Below are 16,839 nucleotides of genomic sequence, written 5' to 3'. Positions count from 1 at the left end.
CCCCTAATTTAATATTTATATATTTATGATTGGTATTCTGACTAACACTTCTTTCGCCTCCTACCCTTCCCAGATTGACTCCAGTGGTTTTGTAGGAATTGTCCATGATTACAGTGATGGGTTCGTGCCGGAATTGCACCGTGCTTCCCTTAATCATAAATAATTTATGTACTTTTCATATTTAATACTACATATCATAGATTAAATTGTCAATATTATAATTAATATAGAATAAATGTAATACTATAACATAAAATGAGTTAGGTTTTTATACAATGGCATAATCATAAAACACCAAAAAACCGAGCCAACCTACACGAAAACGTCGCTATTTCTTTGTGAAAAGCGACGTTTTTTTATGGCTCGGAGAGAGAAAGGAGTGGTGCCGATTATATATTTTGAAAAGGAAAGGGGGAAATCTTTTTAAGGTGGCCGGGCCGTGTGGTCTGACCTTTTTTCATTTCAAAAAAGGAGGTTTTGTGAATGGCGGATGACAAGCTGAAAACGGGCCTGGAGGAACAGCAGGTCCCGGAGTCCCCCGGCCCTGCCGAGCCGGGCGGCTCTCCCACACCAGAACAGCCCGCGCCGGAACATCCCGGCCCGGAGGCTCCACAGGAAGAAAATACACCCGCTGCCCCGTCTGGAAAGGTCATTGATCTGACGGAGGCGCGGGCCGCCGGGGAAAAAACAGCGGAAGGCCCGGCTGTCGAGGAGGGCTCCCCCAAACATGGGGATGAGGCGTTCCGTGACTTGTTCGGGAACGAGGAAAAACCACCCTGGGAAAAATCCCTGGATGAAATCAAGGAGGAGGAAAACGCACAAAAGCGCCGGGGCCGTCCCAAAAAGGCAAAGGATAAGGTGGAGCCCAACAAGCCGGAAAAGGGGCCGGGCACCCGCAAGGGCCGCCCAGCTAAGGCTGACAAGGCGGCCCTTGACAAGTCCCCGGCCCCCGGCGTTCTGGACAAAGTGTCCAGAGGTGGAAAAAAAGATAAGGACAAGGAAACGGGCTCCGGGGGGATTGGGCCCGGCGTGAAAGCTCCAAAAGGCAAGGCCGCCCCTGTCAAGGAGGCGGAGGCGCCGCCCCCGGAGATCAAGCTGCCGCCTATGCCGGAAGTCCCGCCCCGCCCGGTGGAAGAGGGAAAAATCGTCTATCTGAAAATGGCGGAGCTTCACCCGTTCCATACATTCCGGGAGCACCCCTACAAGGTACAGGACGATAAGGCCATGGACGATCTGGTGGGGACGATCAAGGAGCATGGCATTATGACACCTGCTACCGTCCGCCCGGAAAAGGACGGCAAGGGCTATGAGATCATCGCCGGACACCGCCGACACCATGGCGGCACACGGGCCGGGCTCGAGGAAATGCCCTGTATTGTCCGGGAGATGACCGACCTGGAAGCTGTCCGGGAAATGCGCAACAGCAACAAGCAGCGGGGTGAACCGCTCCCCAGCGAGCTTGCAAAGCTCCTGGATTTGGAACTGGAGGCCATTAAGCGCCAGGGGGCCCGCCCCAAAAACGAGAAAGAGGCGGAAGCCCTGGGTAAGCTCTCGGTGGAGATTGTGGGCAAGGAGCATGACATGAACTATAAAAAGGTGCTCCGTTATGTCCGGCTCAACCATCTTGTCCCGGAGCTTCTGGAAAAGGTGGACGCAAAAAGCATGGGCTTTATGCCCTCCGTGGAGCTGTCGTACATCAAGCCGGAAAACCAGCGGCTGATTGCCGTGTCGATTGATGGGGAGGTGGCGTCCCCCACCGTCAAGCAGGCAAAGCGGCTCCGGGAGCTGGATCAGGAGGGCTTGCTCAATGGTGACGTGATCGATGGTATTTTAAGCGAGGAAAAAAGGGAGGTTGATAACGTGATCATCAGTACCGACGAACTCAACAAATATTTTGGCAAGGAAGTGACCCCGGCCAAAATGAAAGCGCAGATTTTGGCCTTGCTGGACGAGTGGAAAGAAAAGCAGCCGCCCGAACTGGCAAAGCCGGAGAAAAAGAACGAACTGGACAAGTAACCGCCCCCGCTTCTGGACACTTTGTCCAGAGGCAGACGCTCCCCGTTTGGGATGGGCTCTGCGGTGATATATCCCCCGTCGCCGGGTATCTTCCAGCACAGCCGGGTACAGGCAGTCAAGGGTGCAGCGCACCGCCGCATAGCGGCGGCCATGCCCTTGACGGCCTGGCCCGGCTGTGCTATTTCCGGCGAAGCGACGGGGGTATATCCTCCAGAGCCGCCCCCTTTCCCATGAATGGGAAAGGGCGGGGAGATAGGGTTGACGCTATCTACTATATATAAGGAAAGAAATGGAGGTTTTGACTATGAAACGACCCCTTGCGTATGTGACCGCCGCATGGCGCGGCGACGAGTGCGAGATTACGGAACAGGCGGCTAAATACTGCCGTATTGTCTATGACGCGGGCTATTCCCCCATCTGCCCTATGCTTTTCCTGCCGCTGTTCCTCAATGACGCGGTGCCGGAGGAACATAAGAACGGCATCGACATGGGGCGCGACCTGCTCCGGCGCTCCCGCGTGTTGGTGGTGTGCGGGAACTATGTCAACGAGGCGGTAAAGAATGACATCGCCGTTGCTGTAGGTTGTACAATGATGTGTTACAGGGGCAGATAAAATGAAATAGACAGCAAGGTGCCGATTTTATATTATCAGCGGAAAAAAGATAGCGAATAGGAAAGACCTGTGGTATGGTTGAGTTGTCAAGACAAAACCGAAAGGCAGGTCACCTATCCGCTATGAAGACAATAACACAAACCATGCGGTTTCGGCAAGCAGTAATGGAATATTCATATCAACACGGTGTAACAAAGGCTGCGATTCACTACAGGCTCAATCGTCAATACATTTACCGGTGGCGCAAACGCTATGATGGAACACTGGAATCGTTGGCAGACCTTTCTCACAGACCGCACAGCCATCCGAACCAGCATACTCCCGAAGAGATAAAACTCATCCTGGATATGCGGCGCAGAAACCCCAATACCGGTTTGGTTGTCTTTTGGGTTAAACTCAGACAACGAGGATACACCAGATCCATCTCTGGTCTATATCGCTTCTTACGTAAGCATGGACAGATGGCTGTCAAGCTGCTAAACCCCAAGTATATTCCGAAGCCTTATGAACAGATGCAATATCCCGGTCAGCGCGGGCAAATCGATGTCAAATTCGTGCCTTCAGTCTGCATGGTTGGTCAAGAGAAGGAAACGAAGTGGTTTCAGTACACCTTCCTCGATGAGTACAGCCGTTTTAGGTATCTTGAGGCATTTGAAGAGCACAGCACCTATTCCTCCACTGTGTTCCTCAGGCACGTGGTTGAGCGATTTCCCTACGCCATTGAATGCATTCAAACAGACAACGGCACAGAATTTACAAAGCGCCTTCTGCCAAAGGGAGGGAATACACCCACGCTGTTTGAGGAGGAGCTGGCGCGTCTCGGGATTCGCCACAAGCTGATTCGCCCTTATACGCCCAGACATAATGGCAAGGTGGAACGCAGTCACCGCAAGGATAACGAGGAGTTCTACGCCTCTCATCGCTTCTTTTCCTTTGACGATTTCAGAAAACAACTCGCCATTCGCGAGCGCGCTTACAACAATTTCCCTATGCGTCCTCTCAACTGGCGCTCTCCCAAGCAGGTCTTATTCGCTTTCCCTAATGTGTAACACATCTTTGACAAACCAACAGCGGTAAAGAATGACATCGCCGTTGCCCAGCGGCTGGGGATCACAGCCACCACCCTGGAGGGCATTTTGACCGTCAAGGGCCAGGGGCGGCGCTGATATGCCTGCACTGTTTGAAGCCTACATTACCAACCTGGGAAAATACAACGAGGGTGAGCTGGTTGGAGAAACGCTGAAATTCCCCACCACCAAAGAGGAGGTGCAAGGTCTGCTGAAACGCATCGGCGTGGATGGGGTGCGTTACGAGGAGTTTTTCATTACCAGCTTTGACGGTGATGTGCTGGGGCTCTATGACTATCTGACCGAATATGAAAATCTGGACGAGCTTAACCATCTGGCCTGCCTGCTCTCCGAGCTGGATCAAAGTGATTTGGAGAAATTCGAGGCGGTGATCGACAGCGGCGAGCATACTTCTAGCGTGGCCGACCTCATCAACCTGACGCAAAACCTGGATTGTTTTGAATTTTATCCCGACATTGAAAGCGAGGAAGATTTAGGCCGCTACTCTGCGGAGGACTTGCCAATCCCGGAAGAACTGAAAGACTATTTCGATTATGAGGCATACGGGCGGGACATCCGGCTCAACGAGGACGGCCACTTTGCCCCAGGCGGCTATGTACTGAACAACGGCGGCAAATTTATTGAGCACTACCACGGGATCGAGGACATTCCCGCCGAACACAGGGTTTTCTCCTATCCGCAACTTTCCATCCGGGAACAGATGGCCGCCTATAAGGAAATTATTGACGGTTCCTCTCTGGATGGCTATCGCAAGATGACCGCAAAAGAACATGATGACCGATAGCGGCACTTCTGGACACATTGTCCAGAGGAGCCGCTTTTTGTATGAAAGGGGGTGATCCGCCTGGTTGACGAGGATGTTTCCAGACGCACCATAGCGGTATCGATCAAGGCAAGCAAGCTGACGGCAAAAGGGCTTGCCTATGTATTGGGAACGATTGCCCGGAAGATTGCCAAACACCACCGGGCCAAGCAAACGCCCCACGGCAGGCAGACGGTGGGCCAGCTTATGGGCCAGGGTGCTTCTGCCAACAGCATTGAGGTGGAGGCTCCCGCCCTCTTTGACCGGGTGGCCCGGAAATGGAATGTGGACTATGCCTTTTACAAGGTAGCGCCGGACAGACACCTGCTTTTCTTCAAGGCTGGGCAGGCCGACGCCATTACCGCCTGTTTCGCAGAGTATTCCAAACGGCTGCTCAAGCGTTCAAAGTCCAGGCGTGTTCCCATCCGGGAACAGCTCAAACGGGCCGCCGCTGAACTGGCCCGCCAGCCGTCCCACAAGAAAGAACGGGTAAAGGAGGCGGCGCATGAGGACAGATAGCGTAAAAAAATATGTGATACCCAATATTCCTTATCTGTTTATCCTGTGGGCCTGCCTAAAGCTGGGGACGGCCTACCGGCTGGCCGCTGGCGCAGACTTCGCCCACAAGCTCCTGGGGCTGGGCCAGACTATCGGCCCGGCCTTTGCCGACTTTGCGCCGGGGCTTGCTCCCTTTGACTGGCTGGTTGGCATTGTGGGCGCGGCTGCCTTTCGCCTGCTGATCTATGTGAAAAGCAAAAACGCGAAAAAGTACAGGCGGGATGAAGAGTACGGTTCCTCCCGTTGGGGAACGGCAAAAGACATCCAGCCCTTTGTCGATCCAAAGTTTGAAAACAATATCATTCTCACCGGGACGGAGTTTCTTACCATGAATACCCGCCCCAAAAACCCGGCCAACGCCCGCAACCTTAACGCCTGCGTCATCGGCTCGTCCGGCTCCGGCAAAACCCGGTTCTGGCTTACCCCGCAGATCTTGCAGGCCAGCGCGGATAAAAAGGCCGGATGCAGCTATGTGGTGGTCGATCCCAAAGGAGGTGTTCTCGGACAGGTAGGCCGCTTTCTGCAACGGCGGGGGTATAAAATCAAAGTTTTTAACAGCATAGATTTTTCCAAGTCCATGCACTATAACCCGCTGGCGTATATCCGAAACGAGGCCGATATTCTGAAATTTGTGGATGCTTTGATCAGCAACACAAAGGGCGAGGGCAAAGAGGGCGATCCATTTTGGCAAAAGGCGGAAACGCTTTTATACTGCGCCCTGATCGCCTATATCATTTTTGAGGGCCCCGCTGAGGATCGGAATATGAATACATTGGTAGATATGATTTCCGGCATGGAGGTCAAGGAGGACGATGAAAATTTCCAAAATGCCGTGGACTATATGTTTAAGGGGCTGGAAAAGCGAAAGCCGGATTGCTTTGCTGTGAAGCAGTACAAGAAATACAAACTTGCAAGCGGCAAGACGGCCAAAAGCATTTTGATTTCCTGCGGCTCCCGTTTGGCCCCTTTTGACATCCCCCAGCTCCGGGAGATCATGGCCTATGACGAGCTGGAGCTTGACCGCATCGGGGATCGGAAAACGGCGGTGTTTTTCACCATTTCCGACACCACGCCCACCTATAACTTTCTGGTTGCCCTGGCCTTTTCGCAGATGTTCAATCTGCTGTGTGAACGGGCGGACAGTGTTCACGGGGGCCGCCTGCCCCATCATGTGCGGGTGCTGTGGGACGAGGCGGCCAACACGGGCCAGGTTCCCCAGCTTGAAAAGCTGGTAGCCGTCATCCGTTCCCGTGAGGTGTCGCTGACGCTCTTTTATCAGCAGATGGCCCAATGCAAGGCCATTTACAAAGACCATGCGGAAACGATACTCGGCAACATGGACAGCGTGATCTTCCTGGGCGGGCGGGAAAGCTCCACCATCAAGGAGATTTCCGAGAACTGGCTGGGAAAAGCGACCATCTATATGCAGACGGACGGGCGCTCAAAGGGGCAGTCGGAAAGCTACAATCTCAATACCCAGCGATTGGGCCGGGAGCTGATGACACCCAGCGAACTCGCCACGATGCCCGGCGACAAGTGCATTTTGCAGCTTCGGGGCCTGCCCCCGTTCTATTCCCCCAAATATGACTTGAAAAAGCACCCGAACTACAAGTACACGGCGGAAGCCGATAAACAGAAAAACGCCTTTGACCTGGACAAGCTCATCAACCGCCGCAGGCGGCCAGGGCTTTCCGAGGTTTGTGAGGTGTACGAGGCGGACGCGCCGGACACAGCGCCCATAGGCGAGGACGAGGACATCCTCAACTATGACGATGTGGACGACCCGGACGCTTTTGTATAAAGGGCTTCTGGACAAAGTGTCCAGAGGTTGTGACCTGCCGCCAGAAATGGCGGCTTTTTTCATAGCCGGGGAACCCCGGAGAAATGGAGGTTTTATGGAGTTCTTTTCTTCTGCTGTCGATACTTTGCAGACCCTTGTTGTGGCCCTGGGCGCTGGCCTTGGCGTGTGGGGTGTTGTGAACCTGCTGGAAGGTTATGGTTCCGACAACCCCGGCTCCAAAAGCCAGGGCATGAAGCAGCTCATGGCGGGCGGTGGTATCATCCTGCTGGGCACCACCCTGATCCCTCTGCTGTCCGGCCTGTTTTAAGGTAGGGGCCTATGGATTTTCTCACCGACTGGCTTACGGATTGGCTCAAAGAGCTGCTCATCAGCGGGATCATGAGCAACCTGGAAGGGCTTACCGATTATGTCAATGCCCAGGTCGGAGAGATCGCGGTACAGGTGGGGACGACCCCGGCGGCATGGAACGCCGGGGTTTTCTCCCTCATACGCCAGCTTTCCGAAACGGTGATTTTACCGATTGCCGGGATGGTGCTGACTTTCGTTGCCACCTATGAGCTTATCCAGATGCTTTTGGAAAAAAACAATATGCACGAGTTTGACGTGGCGAATATCTACAAGTGGATATTCAAAACCGCTTGCGCCATCTTCATTCTCTCCAACACATTCAATATCGTGATGGCGGTGTTCGATGTGTCCCAAAGTGTGATCGCCCAGGCGGGCGGTCTGATCCAGGGCTCCACGGACATCACGCCGGATATGCTGGCAGAACTGGAAACCACCCTGGAGGGGATGGATGTTGGGCCCCTTATTGGCCTATGGCTCCAGTCCTCCATTATCGGTGTTACGATGTGGGTGCTGGGCATCGTCATTTTTGTTTTAGTCTATGGCCGTATGCTGGAAATTTATATCCTGACCAGTTTGGCCCCCATCCCCATGGCGACCATCTCCCACCGGGAGGTGGGGCAAATGGGCCAGAATTATCTGCGCTCCCTGTTTGCCGTGGGCTTTCAAGGGCTGCTTATTCTGGTATGCGTCGCCATTTATGCGGTGCTGATCCAGGGGATCGCCACAGGCGGCGATCCCATCGGCGCGATCTGGGGCATTGTGGGATATACCGTCCTGCTCTGCTTCATGCTGTTCAAAACGGGCTCGATTGCCCGCAGTATCTTTAACGCACATTAAAAGAAAGGAGTTTGTCTATGGCAAAAATGCAGGCAGCGGCCCAGGGCGGCCCTGTTGTGGACGAGGCGGCGATGGAAGAAATGCGCCGCTTGATTTTTGAAGCCCCCATCGCGGAACTGGCAGAGTCCCAGGGGATTTCCATTGACGAGGCGGTACAGCTTCGCGTGGAGAAAAACCTGGAGGCCGCCGAGGTGCCGATTGAGGTGACGGTGCGCCCCATTGAAAAGCAGGGCAAGACGATGGGTTTTGCCAGCGTGAATATCGGCGGTATGGTGGTGGATGATTTCCGGGTGATAGACGGAAAAAACGGCGTCTTTCTTGGGGCACCCAGCAAACCCGATCCCACCAGCAGGACAGGCTACCGCTCCACGGCGCGGGTGATGGATCGCCACTTGCAGGAACGGCTGGACGCGGCGGCGGCCCAGGGCTATACCCAGGCCGTGGAAAAGCTGATTGCCCGCGCCGAGGCGTTGCGGCCCGCCCCAATCAAGGAGCAAATGGCAAAAGCGGCAAAGGAGGCCGGAAAGGAAAACGCCGCCCGGCCCACCCCGGCAAAGGGCAAGGAGGCCAGGGATGACCGATAAGGCAACCTCTGGACAAAGTGTCCAGAAGTCCCCGGAGGGGCTGTTCCTGCAAGACGGCATTGAGGGCCTGCACTCCCTGCCCCGTCATTCCGTGGATATGCTCTTGACCGATCCGCCCTATGGCACCACCCGGAACTTTTGGGATGTGCCCCTGCCGCTCCCTGAACTGTGGGAGGCGGTAAAATGGGCGGTCAAGCCGGAGGGCGCGGTGCTGTTCTTTGCCCAATGTCCCTATGACAAGGTGCTGGGGGCATCCAACCTGTCCATGCTCCGCTATGAGTGGGTATGGTACAAAAGCCGCTGCACCGGATTTCTCAACGCAAGGCGGGCTCCGCTAAAAAAGACGGAGAATATTCTGGTGTTCTATCAGAAACTTCCGCTTTACAATCCGCAGTTTGAGCAGGGCAAGCCCTACAAGAAAATTGCGGGCAACCGTGGGAACAGCACCAACTACGGGAAATTTACCCGTTCCGGCAGCGGCTCGGAGGACGGCCTGCGCTATCCCGGAAATGTGCTGACCTTTCCAGCCGTCCAACGCACCGTCCACCCCACGCAAAAGCCGGTAGAGCTGTGCGAGTATTTCATCAAGACCTATACCCGGCCCGGCGAGGTGGTGGCGGACATCTGCGCGGGCTCTGCTACAACGGCGGTGGCCGCCCTCAACACAGGCCGCCGCTTTATTTGTTTTGAAACCGTCCCGGCCTACTATGCCGCCGCTACGGAGCGCATCCGTCTGGCGCGGGCGGCGGTGGAGGCCGGGGAGAAAGGAGTGTAACCATCGAGAAGTATTCTATCATTTACGCCGACCCGCCCTGGCGGTATTCCGCAAAAAAGGTACAGGGAGCGGCGGAAAACCATTATCCCACCATGGGGATCAACGAGCTATGCGCGTTGCCTGTGGCCGATCTTGCGGCCCCGGACAGCGCGCTTTTTTTGTGGGCTACCTTTCCCCAGCTCCCGGAGGCCCTGCGGCTGATCCAGGCGTGGGGCTTTACTTACAAGAGCGTTGCTTTCGTCTGGCTCAAACAAAACCGCAAGTCCCCCGGCTGGTTTTACGGCCTGGGCTTCTGGACACGGGGCAACGCAGAGGTGTGCCTGCTGGCAACACGGGGACACCCGAAACGGCAGGCGGCCAATGTCCACCAGTTTATCATTTCCCCCATTGAAGCCCACAGCAAAAAGCCGGACGAGGCCCGTGATAAGATCGTGGCCCTGATGGGCGACCTGCCCAGGGTGGAGCTGTTCGCAAGGCAGACGCCGCCCGGCTGGGATGTGTGGGGAAATGAGGTGGAAAGTACCCTGCCGGACTTCTGGACAAAGTGTCCAGAGGTGGCCGGGCCGGAAAGGAAGTGATTGAAATTCCCTATGTAAATGTTCCAAACGATTTGTCAAAGGTCAAGACGAAACTTGCCTTTAACCTGACGAAACGCCAGCTTGTATGCTTCGGGATTGCGGCGGCGGTGGGCGTCCCCACCTATCTGCTGGCCCGGAGCACCATCGGCAATACCGGGGCCATGTTCCTGATGATGGCCGTGGCGCTCCCGGCGTTTCTGCTGGCGATGTATGAAAAAGACGGGCTCCCGCTGGAAAAGGTGGTGAAAAACATCATCCGGGCCCGTTTCCTGCGGCCTGGGATCAGGCCCTATCAGACGCAGAATATTTACGCCCCGTTTACCCAGCGGGGCGCTGCGGGAAAGGAGGATGCGATTGAAAACAGCAAAAAACCAAAAGCGCGGCCCCGGAAAGGGCGCTAAACGGAAAGCTGCGTTGTCTGCCCAGCAGACGATCCCCTATCTGGTGATGCACCCGGACGGGGTGTGCCAGCTCCCCGGCGGGCTCTACACAAAAACCGTGGAATATGAAGACATCAATTATTCGGTGGCAAGCACCGAGGATCAGACGGCCATTTTCGGCGGCTGGAGCTCATTCCTCAACTACTTTGATACCTCGTTGCCGTTCCAGCTTTCCTTTATCAACCGCCGTTCCCACTCCCGGAGCAAGTACCGGGTGAACATTCCCCCGGCCCAGGACAGCTTTAACAGCGTCCGGGCCGAGTTTACCGGGATGTTAAAAAACCAGATCGCCAAAAGCAACAACGGCATCGAGCGGTCTAAATACATTACATTCGGCCTGCCAGCCGGGAGCATCGGGGAGGCCCGGCCCCGCCTGGAACGTGTGGAGGCCGATGTGACGGGCAATCTGAAACGGCTGGGCGTGCCCTCGGAGGCTCTCGATGGGCGGGAGCGGCTGGCCCTGCTCCATGGGCAGATGCACCCCGGCAGCCGGGAGGCCTTTTGTTTCTCCTGGCAGGACATCCCCAAAACAGGCATGGGCACAAAGGACTATATCGCCCCGGACAGCTTCGACTTCCGGCAGTCCCGGACGTTCCGGGTGGGCCAGTATTGGGGCGCGGCGTCCTACTTGCAGATTTTGGCCTCCGAGCTCTCGGACAAGCTGCTGTCGGAGATTTTGGAGCTGGATGCGGAGCTGACTGTCACCATGCACGTTCAGACGGTGGATCAGCTCAAAGCCATTAAGACCGTCAAAGGCAAGCTCTCCGACATCGGCAAAATGAAAGTGGAAGAACAGCGCAAGGCGGTGCGGGCCGGGTATGATCCCGACATCCTCCCGCCTGACCTTATCACGTTCAGCAAGGACGCGGCGGAGCTGCTGGCCGATCTGCAATCCCGCAACGAGCGGATGTTCCTCTTGACGTTCACGGTGGTAAACCTTGCCCCCACCCGCCAGCGGTTGGAAAACGATGTGTTTACGGTGGGCGGTATCGCGCAGAAATACAACTGCGCCCTAAAGCGGCTGGACTGGCAGCAGGAGCAGGGGTTCGTTTCTTCCCTGGCCCTGGGCTACAACGAGGTGGAGATCCAGCGGGGTATGACCACCAGCTCCACGGCGATCTTCATTCCCTTTATGACAAGGGAGCTGCGTATGGCCGGGCCGTCCCTCTACTACGGCATGAACGCCCTTTCCCACAATGTCATCATGGCTGACCGCAAAAAGCTGAAATCGGCCAACGGCCTGTACCTTGGCTCCACGGGATCGGGAAAATCTTTCGCCGCAAAACGGGAGCTCTTAAACGTGTTCCTCACCATCCCAAAGGATCGGATTCTGATTGTCGATCCCATGGGCGAATATGCGCCGCTGGTGCGGCGGCTGGGCGGGCAGGTGATCGAGATCGCTCCCGGTTCTCCCAGCCATATCAACCCTATGGACATCCAGCTTGACCTGGACGATGACGAAAGCCCGCTTTCCATGAAAGCGGACTTTTTGTTGTCCCTGTGCGAGCTGGTGGTGGGCGGCAAGGACGGCTTGCAGCCCATTGAGAAAACCGTGATTGACCGCTGTGTGCGGCTCATTTACCGGGATATGGCCCTGGGGATCGGGGACGGCAAGCCGCCCTTGCTCCAGGACTTGTACGAGGAGCTTTTGAAGCAGCCGGAGCCGGAGGCCCGCCGTGTGGCAACGGCCCTGGAACTCTACTGCACCGGCTCCCTCAATCTCTTTAACCACCCGACCAACGTGGACTTGACCGCCCGCGTGGTGTGTATCGTGCTGAAAGGGCTGGGGGAAAACCTGCGCAAGATCGCCATGCACATCACCAACGACTTTGTGACCTCTGCTGTCAATGTGAACTTTCACAGCGGTATTTCTACCTGGTGCTACTTCGATGAATTTCATATCCTTTTGCGGGACGCGCTCACCGCCAGCTATTTTGTGGCCGTCTGGAAGATGCTCCGCAAAAAAGGCTGTGTGCCGTCAGCTTTAACGCAGAACGTCAAAGACCTATTAGCCAGCCGGGAGATCGAGGCCATTTTAGACAACACCGACTTTATGATCCTGCTGGCCCAGGCGCAAAGTGACCGGGCGATTCTGGCAAAGCAGCTCGGCATTTCCGAGCACCAGCTTTCCTATATCACCCATTCTAACGCGGGCGAGGGGCTGCTGTTCTATGGGGATGTGACCATCCCGTTTGTGGATCGGTTCCCCAAAGGGGAGATCTATAACCTGCTCACTACCCGCCCGGAGGACTTGAAGCATGAAGCAGGAAACGAATAAAGCGGCGGGCCCGGAGGCCGGGGGCACCTCTGGACAAAGTGTCCATAAGTCGAAATTCCGCCAGAAAAGCAAACAGGAACAGGCCGCCGCATCTAAGCTCCGCATGGAACAGCGCGGGGAAAAGCTGGAAAAGGCCAAGGACAAGCTGGCAAAACAGAAGCCGCCCAAAAAGCCCGGCCCGGTGAAACGTGTGGGCCGGACGGCGGGCCGGGGCGTCCACGGCTTTGTGCATGGGAAACTGTTTGAAGTGGAACAGGAAAATGTGGGCACCGAGGGGGCTCACCGCTCCGAGCTGGTGGGCGAGTCCGCCCTGCGGCATGGCTCCCGGTTCATTAAAAAGAAAGTGCGGGAGCACCCGGCAAAGGCTGTCCACAAGGCGGAGTCCAAATATATCAAGGCAACGGCGGATTATCATTTCCGCATGGCCGCCCAGGAGCACCCGGAAATGTCCGGCAATTCCGTTTCCCGGATGTGGCGCAAGCACCGCCTAAAAAAGCAGTATCAAAAAAAGGCGCGGGAGGCTGCAAAGACCGGGGCGGCAAGCGCGGCCAAAAAGACAGCCGCCGCCACAGAAAAAGCCGGGGCAAAAATCGCAGGCTTTGTGAAGCGTCATCCCGTGGGGGTGCTGCTGGCCCTGGCCTGCCTGCTCCTGCTCTTTGTGATGCAGTCCTGTTCTTCCTCCCTGGTGATGCTGGGGAACTCCGGCGCGGGGGCCGTGGGCGCGACCACTTACCCCTCAAAGGACGAGGATATTCTGGCGGCGGAGGCCAGCTATTCCGGCATGGAGGCGGAGCTGCGACACTACCTGGACACCTACGAAAGCACCCACAGCTATGATGAGTACCATTTTGACCTGGACGGGATCGAGCACGACCCTTATGTGCTCATTTCCATTTTGTCTGTGCTCCACGAGGGGGAATGGACGGCGGACGAGGTGCAGGGCACCCTGGAAACCCTCTTTGACCGTCAGTATATCCTGACGGAGCGCGTGGTGCGGGAAACCCGGTATGACAGCGAGGGCGATCCCTACTCCTGGTATATCTGCTATGTTACGCTGGAAAACCGTAACCTGTCCCATCTGCCCCTGGAACTTATGAGCGAGGAACAGATGGCCCGGTATTCCCTCTACCTGTCCACCCTGGGCAACCGCCCCGACCTGTTTCCCGGTTCGGAGTATGTGGACAAATACACAAAACCGCCCGCCGACTATGACGTGCCGGGGGAATATCTGGACGATGAAGCCTTTGCGGCCATTCTCTCCGAGGCGGAGAAATACCTGGGCTATCCCTATGTGTGGGGCGGCAGCTCCCCGGCCACGTCCTTTGACTGCTCCGGCTTTGTGTCCTGGGTGATCAATCACTCCGGCTGGAATGTGGGCCGCCTGGGGGCCCAGGGGCTTTATAACATCTGCACCCCTACCAGCAACCCGAAACCCGGCGATCTGGTGTTCTTTGTGGGCACCTATGACACGGCGGGCGTGTCCCATTGCGGCATCTATGTGGGGGACAATATGATGATCCATTGCGGAGATCCCATCAGTTACGCAAATCTGAACACAAGCTACTGGCAATCTCATTTCTACGCCTACGGGCGTTTACCATGACGAGGAGGTTATGTATGGCAGCAAGTAAAAGCCAGAAAATCCAGGCCGAGATTGAAAAGGTCAAGGCCAAAATAGCCGAACAGCAGGCCCGGCTGAAAGAGCTGGAGAAAAACAAGCTGGAGGCCGAAAACACGGAGATCGTGGACATTGTGCGGGGCATGAGCGTGTCCCTGGAGGAGCTGCCTCTGGTGCTCCAGCGGCTTCGGGACGGCGGCACCTCTGGACAAAGTGTCCAGAAGTCCGAGGACGGCGGAAAGGAGGAAAATTGAAGATGAAACGCTTTCGATTGATGGCGGCGGCGCTCTGCGCCGCCGTTCTTTTATGCGCCTTTGGTGCCCCGGCCTATGCCTATGCCAGCGGCGGCGAGGGTGAGGACTACGGCGATCCCACCATGGAAACCCCGGCCCCGGAGCCGGAGCCCACCATTGAGCCCGGTGAGGGCTTTGAGGAAGAGGGCAACCTCGTCACCCGCGATCTGCTCTATGACGAGCACACCAACAAGCAGTTTATCACGGTACAGACGGCGGGCGGCAGCACCTTTTACATCGTTATCGACTATGACAAGCCCGTGGACGAGGAGGGCGAGCAATACGAAACCTATTTCTTAAACATGGTGGACGAGGCCGACCTGCTGGCGGCGGCGGAGGCCGCGGGCGTGGAGCAGGCGGTTTGTTCCTGCTCGGAAAAATGCGCGGCGGGGGCTGTCAACACGGATTGCCCGGTCTGCTCCCTCAAGATAGCCGAGTGCGTGGGCGTGGAGCCGGAGCCGGAACCAGCGGAAACCGAGGAACCCGCCCCGGAGGAGGCCGAACCGGAAACGGACGGCAATATGGGGACGCTTCTGCTCATTCTGGCGGTGGCGGTGATCGGCGGCGCGGCGGTCTATTTCAAGGTGATCCGCCCCAAACGGCAGAAAGACAGCGAACCGGAGGACGATGATGCCGAGCCGGAGGACTATGAGGACGACGGCCCGCCCTGGGACGAGGACGAGCCTGACGAAAACAGCGAGGAGGAGGAACAATGAATTTTACCAATAACCGTTATGAAAAAATGATGAAGCAGCGCCCCCAGCCCATGGCCCCGTCTGTCCCGAAAGCGCCCAGGGGCTCCCGGTGCGCCGGGTGCCCCTACTGGCGCGGCATCCGCTGTATGGCTTGTTACCGGGAGCTTTTGAGAACCCCTGACGGGAGGTGAGGCCGTGTCCCGTGAACTGACACGCGAGGAAAAACGGAAAATCCGCGCCCTGGTGACAAAGTGGTGCGCCAACTATGACAAGGAATATGGCTGCCTGCCCCTGGAGTGCGAATGTTATATGTTCGGCAAGTGCTGGACGGGTGCCTATTGCCGCTATTTCCGGGAGGCCGTCCTGCCCCTTGATCCGGCGCTGGAGGCCGCCCTTATGAGCGAGGGGCCGCCCCCGGAGTTTAAGCCCTGCCCGGTCTGCGGGGGGCCCGTCCCCCTGGATGGGCGGCTGGCCTACTGCTCGGCGGCTTGTGCAAAGAAAGCCCACCGCCGCCAGCAACGGGAATATATGCAGAAGAAACGGAGCTGTGATGTTGACAATTAGGCCCTCAAAAACCCGCTTGTATCAAGGCTTTCCGGGGCCGCTTTTGGGGCAGGCCGTGTGTTTCTATGGCCTGCCCCTGTTTTGCCGAAATGCTGTCAACATCTGCCCCGCCGCTTCTGGACACTTTGTCCAGAGGTGGCGGGCACATTCAAGGAGGTGTTATTCTGGAAGAAAATCAAGGCTATGTGATCCGCCGCACGATCCTGTTTGACAACAAATGCGGCTTTGTGCTGGGGGAAAACCCCAAGGCCCCGAACCCCTATGTGACATGGCAATTCAACGAGCAGGACGGGCACCGGGACTACTTTTGGGGCCACTACCACAACGAGCCGGACATGGCCGAGCGTGACCTGCACAACCGGGCCGAGGACTATCAGCGGCGCTATTATGTGTTTGAAGTGGAGCAGGCCCCGGACAAGGAAACCTACAAATACTACTCCACCCAGCGGCCCATCGACATCGGCACCTATCCCAAAAGCGATTTCAACCGCCCTGTCCACATGGACATATACCCCACCCGCCAGCAGGTGCCGGGCGAGGCGTTCCAGGCGTGGGGAGCGATCACCTATGCCCAGCCGTTGACGGAACAGGAAATGCGGGATTATGAGCTGCGGCCCGCCCGCGACAATCTGGACATCCGGCGGCAGATGGACGCCCAGGCCCAGGTGGTGGGCAAATGGGAGGACGCTCACCACGTCCCGGAGCAAAGGCGGCTAACCTGGTTTTATCACGACTTCGGTTGCTATGTGGCGAAAGAATATGTTACCCCGGAGCAGCTCACCACCCGCGTCCGCAGCGTGGAGCGTCAAGCGGCGGCCAGGGCTCACAAGCAGGAAAAGGGCAAACAGCCGATTGCCGAACAACTGAAAGCGGCCCAGCGGGAGGCCCAGGCTGGCCGGGGCCAGGACACGCTCAAACGGAGCGCCCCCGACCGGGGCGAACGATAGGACA

General features: G+C 56.7%; 18 protein-coding genes and 1 riboswitch. All 18 genes read left to right on the top strand.

Translation table 11 applies throughout. The features are described from left to right. Positions 1-10: 10 nt before the first annotated feature. Positions 11-173, bottom strand: a riboswitch (cobalamin riboswitch). Positions 174-483: 310 nt separating this feature from the next. The 18 genes from KQH81_RS08755 to KQH81_RS08670 all read left to right on the top strand — a co-directional run bounded on the left by KQH81_RS08755 (position 484) and on the right by KQH81_RS08670 (position 16,835). Further along, positions 484-2,016: a ParB/RepB/Spo0J family partition protein gene (locus KQH81_RS08755; protein ID WP_230028101.1), complete on the top strand. Its 1,533-nt coding sequence runs from the start codon at positions 484-486 to the stop codon at positions 2,014-2,016. A 304-nt stretch (positions 2,017-2,320) separates the two neighbouring features. Next, positions 2,321-2,629 carry a DUF7768 domain-containing protein gene (locus KQH81_RS08750; protein ID WP_230028098.1) on the top strand — a complete coding sequence of 103 codons (309 nt, stop codon included), beginning with the start codon at positions 2,321-2,323 and terminating at the stop codon, positions 2,627-2,629. Positions 2,630-2,751: 122 nt separating this feature from the next. After that, the gene (locus tag KQH81_RS08745) at positions 2,752-3,678 is read left to right on the top strand and encodes a DDE-type integrase/transposase/recombinase (RefSeq protein WP_230028096.1); all 927 of its coding nucleotides are present in this window, start codon (positions 2,752-2,754) and stop codon (positions 3,676-3,678) included. A gap of 118 nt (positions 3,679-3,796) precedes the next feature. Then, entirely contained in the window at positions 3,797-4,501 is a 705-nt protein-coding gene (locus tag KQH81_RS08740; RefSeq protein WP_230028093.1) for an antirestriction protein ArdA, read from the top strand. 51 nt (positions 4,502-4,552) lie between these two features. Next, complete coding sequence (locus KQH81_RS08735) at positions 4,553-5,038, top strand: PcfB family protein (RefSeq protein ID WP_456151764.1); 486 nt, start codon at positions 4,553-4,555, stop codon at positions 5,036-5,038. Continuing rightward, positions 5,025-6,878, top strand: a complete 1,854-nt coding sequence (locus tag KQH81_RS08730; RefSeq protein WP_230028091.1) for a VirD4-like conjugal transfer protein, CD1115 family — start codon at positions 5,025-5,027, stop codon at positions 6,876-6,878. Before KQH81_RS08735 ends, KQH81_RS08730 begins: the two co-directional genes overlap by 14 nt. A gap of 94 nt (positions 6,879-6,972) precedes the next feature. Beyond that, positions 6,973-7,185, top strand: coding sequence for a Maff2 family protein (locus KQH81_RS08725; protein ID WP_007488149.1), 213 nt, complete (start codon positions 6,973-6,975; stop codon positions 7,183-7,185). Positions 7,186-7,196: 11 nt separating this feature from the next. Further along, complete coding sequence (locus tag KQH81_RS08720) at positions 7,197-8,063, top strand: VirB6/TrbL-like conjugal transfer protein, CD1112 family (protein ID WP_230028089.1); 867 nt, start codon at positions 7,197-7,199, stop codon at positions 8,061-8,063. Positions 8,064-8,080: 17 nt separating this feature from the next. Continuing rightward, positions 8,081-8,647, top strand: a complete 567-nt coding sequence (locus KQH81_RS08715) for a septation protein SpoVG family protein (RefSeq protein ID WP_230028086.1) — start codon at positions 8,081-8,083, stop codon at positions 8,645-8,647. Continuing rightward, the gene (locus KQH81_RS08710; RefSeq protein ID WP_230028084.1) at positions 8,637-9,422 is read left to right on the top strand and encodes a DNA-methyltransferase; all 786 of its coding nucleotides are present in this window, start codon (positions 8,637-8,639) and stop codon (positions 9,420-9,422) included. Before KQH81_RS08715 ends, KQH81_RS08710 begins: the two co-directional genes overlap by 11 nt. A 17-nt stretch (positions 9,423-9,439) precedes the next feature. Then, positions 9,440-10,000 (top strand): MT-A70 family methyltransferase, encoded by a 561-nt coding sequence (locus KQH81_RS08705; RefSeq protein ID WP_444028132.1) that lies wholly within the window; start codon positions 9,440-9,442, stop codon positions 9,998-10,000. Between the two features lie 5 nt (positions 10,001-10,005). After that, complete coding sequence (locus KQH81_RS08700; protein ID WP_230029268.1) at positions 10,006-10,401, top strand: PrgI family protein; 396 nt, start codon at positions 10,006-10,008, stop codon at positions 10,399-10,401. Then, positions 10,349-12,718 (top strand): VirB4-like conjugal transfer ATPase, CD1110 family, encoded by a 2,370-nt coding sequence (locus KQH81_RS08695; RefSeq protein WP_407647272.1) that lies wholly within the window; start codon positions 10,349-10,351, stop codon positions 12,716-12,718. The genes KQH81_RS08700 and KQH81_RS08695 overlap by 53 nt, the downstream gene beginning before the upstream one ends. Continuing rightward, entirely contained in the window at positions 12,699-14,321 is a 1,623-nt protein-coding gene (locus tag KQH81_RS08690) for a C40 family peptidase (protein WP_230028081.1), read from the top strand. Before KQH81_RS08695 ends, KQH81_RS08690 begins: the two co-directional genes overlap by 20 nt. A 14-nt stretch (positions 14,322-14,335) precedes the next feature. Further along, entirely contained in the window at positions 14,336-14,590 is a 255-nt protein-coding gene (locus KQH81_RS08685) for a DUF4315 family protein (RefSeq protein WP_230028078.1), read from the top strand. Between the two features lie 2 nt (positions 14,591-14,592). Beyond that, positions 14,593-15,345: a DUF4366 domain-containing protein gene (locus KQH81_RS08680; protein WP_230028076.1), complete on the top strand. Its 753-nt coding sequence runs from the start codon at positions 14,593-14,595 to the stop codon at positions 15,343-15,345. Between the two features lie 174 nt (positions 15,346-15,519). Beyond that, entirely contained in the window at positions 15,520-15,888 is a 369-nt protein-coding gene (locus KQH81_RS08675; protein WP_230028074.1) for a cysteine-rich VLP domain-containing protein, read from the top strand. A 125-nt stretch (positions 15,889-16,013) separates the two neighbouring features. Next, positions 16,014-16,835, top strand: a complete 822-nt coding sequence (locus tag KQH81_RS08670; protein WP_230028071.1) for a defense against restriction DarA-related protein — start codon at positions 16,014-16,016, stop codon at positions 16,833-16,835. Positions 16,836-16,839 lie beyond the last annotated feature (4 nt).

It is taken from the genome of Clostridium cadaveris (assembly GCF_020911725.1).
GTDB lineage: Bacteria > Bacillota > Clostridia > Clostridiales > Clostridiaceae > Clostridium_X > Clostridium_X cadaveris.
Note: the sequence above shows the minus strand (reverse complement) of the source record. Positions and strands in the feature narration are given on the sequence as shown.

What these genes read in the sequence shown, in the direction of transcription:
- KQH81_RS08755 (WP_230028101.1), top strand. Translation starts at nt 484, where the DNA reads ATGGCGGATGACAAGCTGAAAACGGGCCTGGAGGAACAGCAGGTCCCG.
- KQH81_RS08750 (WP_230028098.1), top strand. Translation starts at nt 2,321, where the DNA reads ATGAAACGACCCCTTGCGTATGTGACCGCCGCATGGCGCGGCGACGAG.
- KQH81_RS08745 (WP_230028096.1), top strand. Translation starts at nt 2,752, where the DNA reads ATGAAGACAATAACACAAACCATGCGGTTTCGGCAAGCAGTAATGGAA.
- KQH81_RS08740 (WP_230028093.1), top strand. Translation starts at nt 3,797, where the DNA reads ATGCCTGCACTGTTTGAAGCCTACATTACCAACCTGGGAAAATACAAC.
- KQH81_RS08730 (WP_230028091.1), top strand. Translation starts at nt 5,025, where the DNA reads ATGAGGACAGATAGCGTAAAAAAATATGTGATACCCAATATTCCTTAT.
- KQH81_RS08725 (WP_007488149.1), top strand. Translation starts at nt 6,973, where the DNA reads ATGGAGTTCTTTTCTTCTGCTGTCGATACTTTGCAGACCCTTGTTGTG.
- KQH81_RS08720 (WP_230028089.1), top strand. Translation starts at nt 7,197, where the DNA reads ATGGATTTTCTCACCGACTGGCTTACGGATTGGCTCAAAGAGCTGCTC.
- KQH81_RS08715 (WP_230028086.1), top strand. Translation starts at nt 8,081, where the DNA reads ATGGCAAAAATGCAGGCAGCGGCCCAGGGCGGCCCTGTTGTGGACGAG.
- KQH81_RS08710 (WP_230028084.1), top strand. Translation starts at nt 8,637, where the DNA reads ATGACCGATAAGGCAACCTCTGGACAAAGTGTCCAGAAGTCCCCGGAG.
- KQH81_RS08695 (WP_407647272.1), top strand. Translation starts at nt 10,349, where the DNA reads ATGCGATTGAAAACAGCAAAAAACCAAAAGCGCGGCCCCGGAAAGGGC.
- KQH81_RS08690 (WP_230028081.1), top strand. Translation starts at nt 12,699, where the DNA reads ATGAAGCAGGAAACGAATAAAGCGGCGGGCCCGGAGGCCGGGGGCACC.
- KQH81_RS08685 (WP_230028078.1), top strand. Translation starts at nt 14,336, where the DNA reads ATGGCAGCAAGTAAAAGCCAGAAAATCCAGGCCGAGATTGAAAAGGTC.
- KQH81_RS08680 (WP_230028076.1), top strand. Translation starts at nt 14,593, where the DNA reads ATGAAACGCTTTCGATTGATGGCGGCGGCGCTCTGCGCCGCCGTTCTT.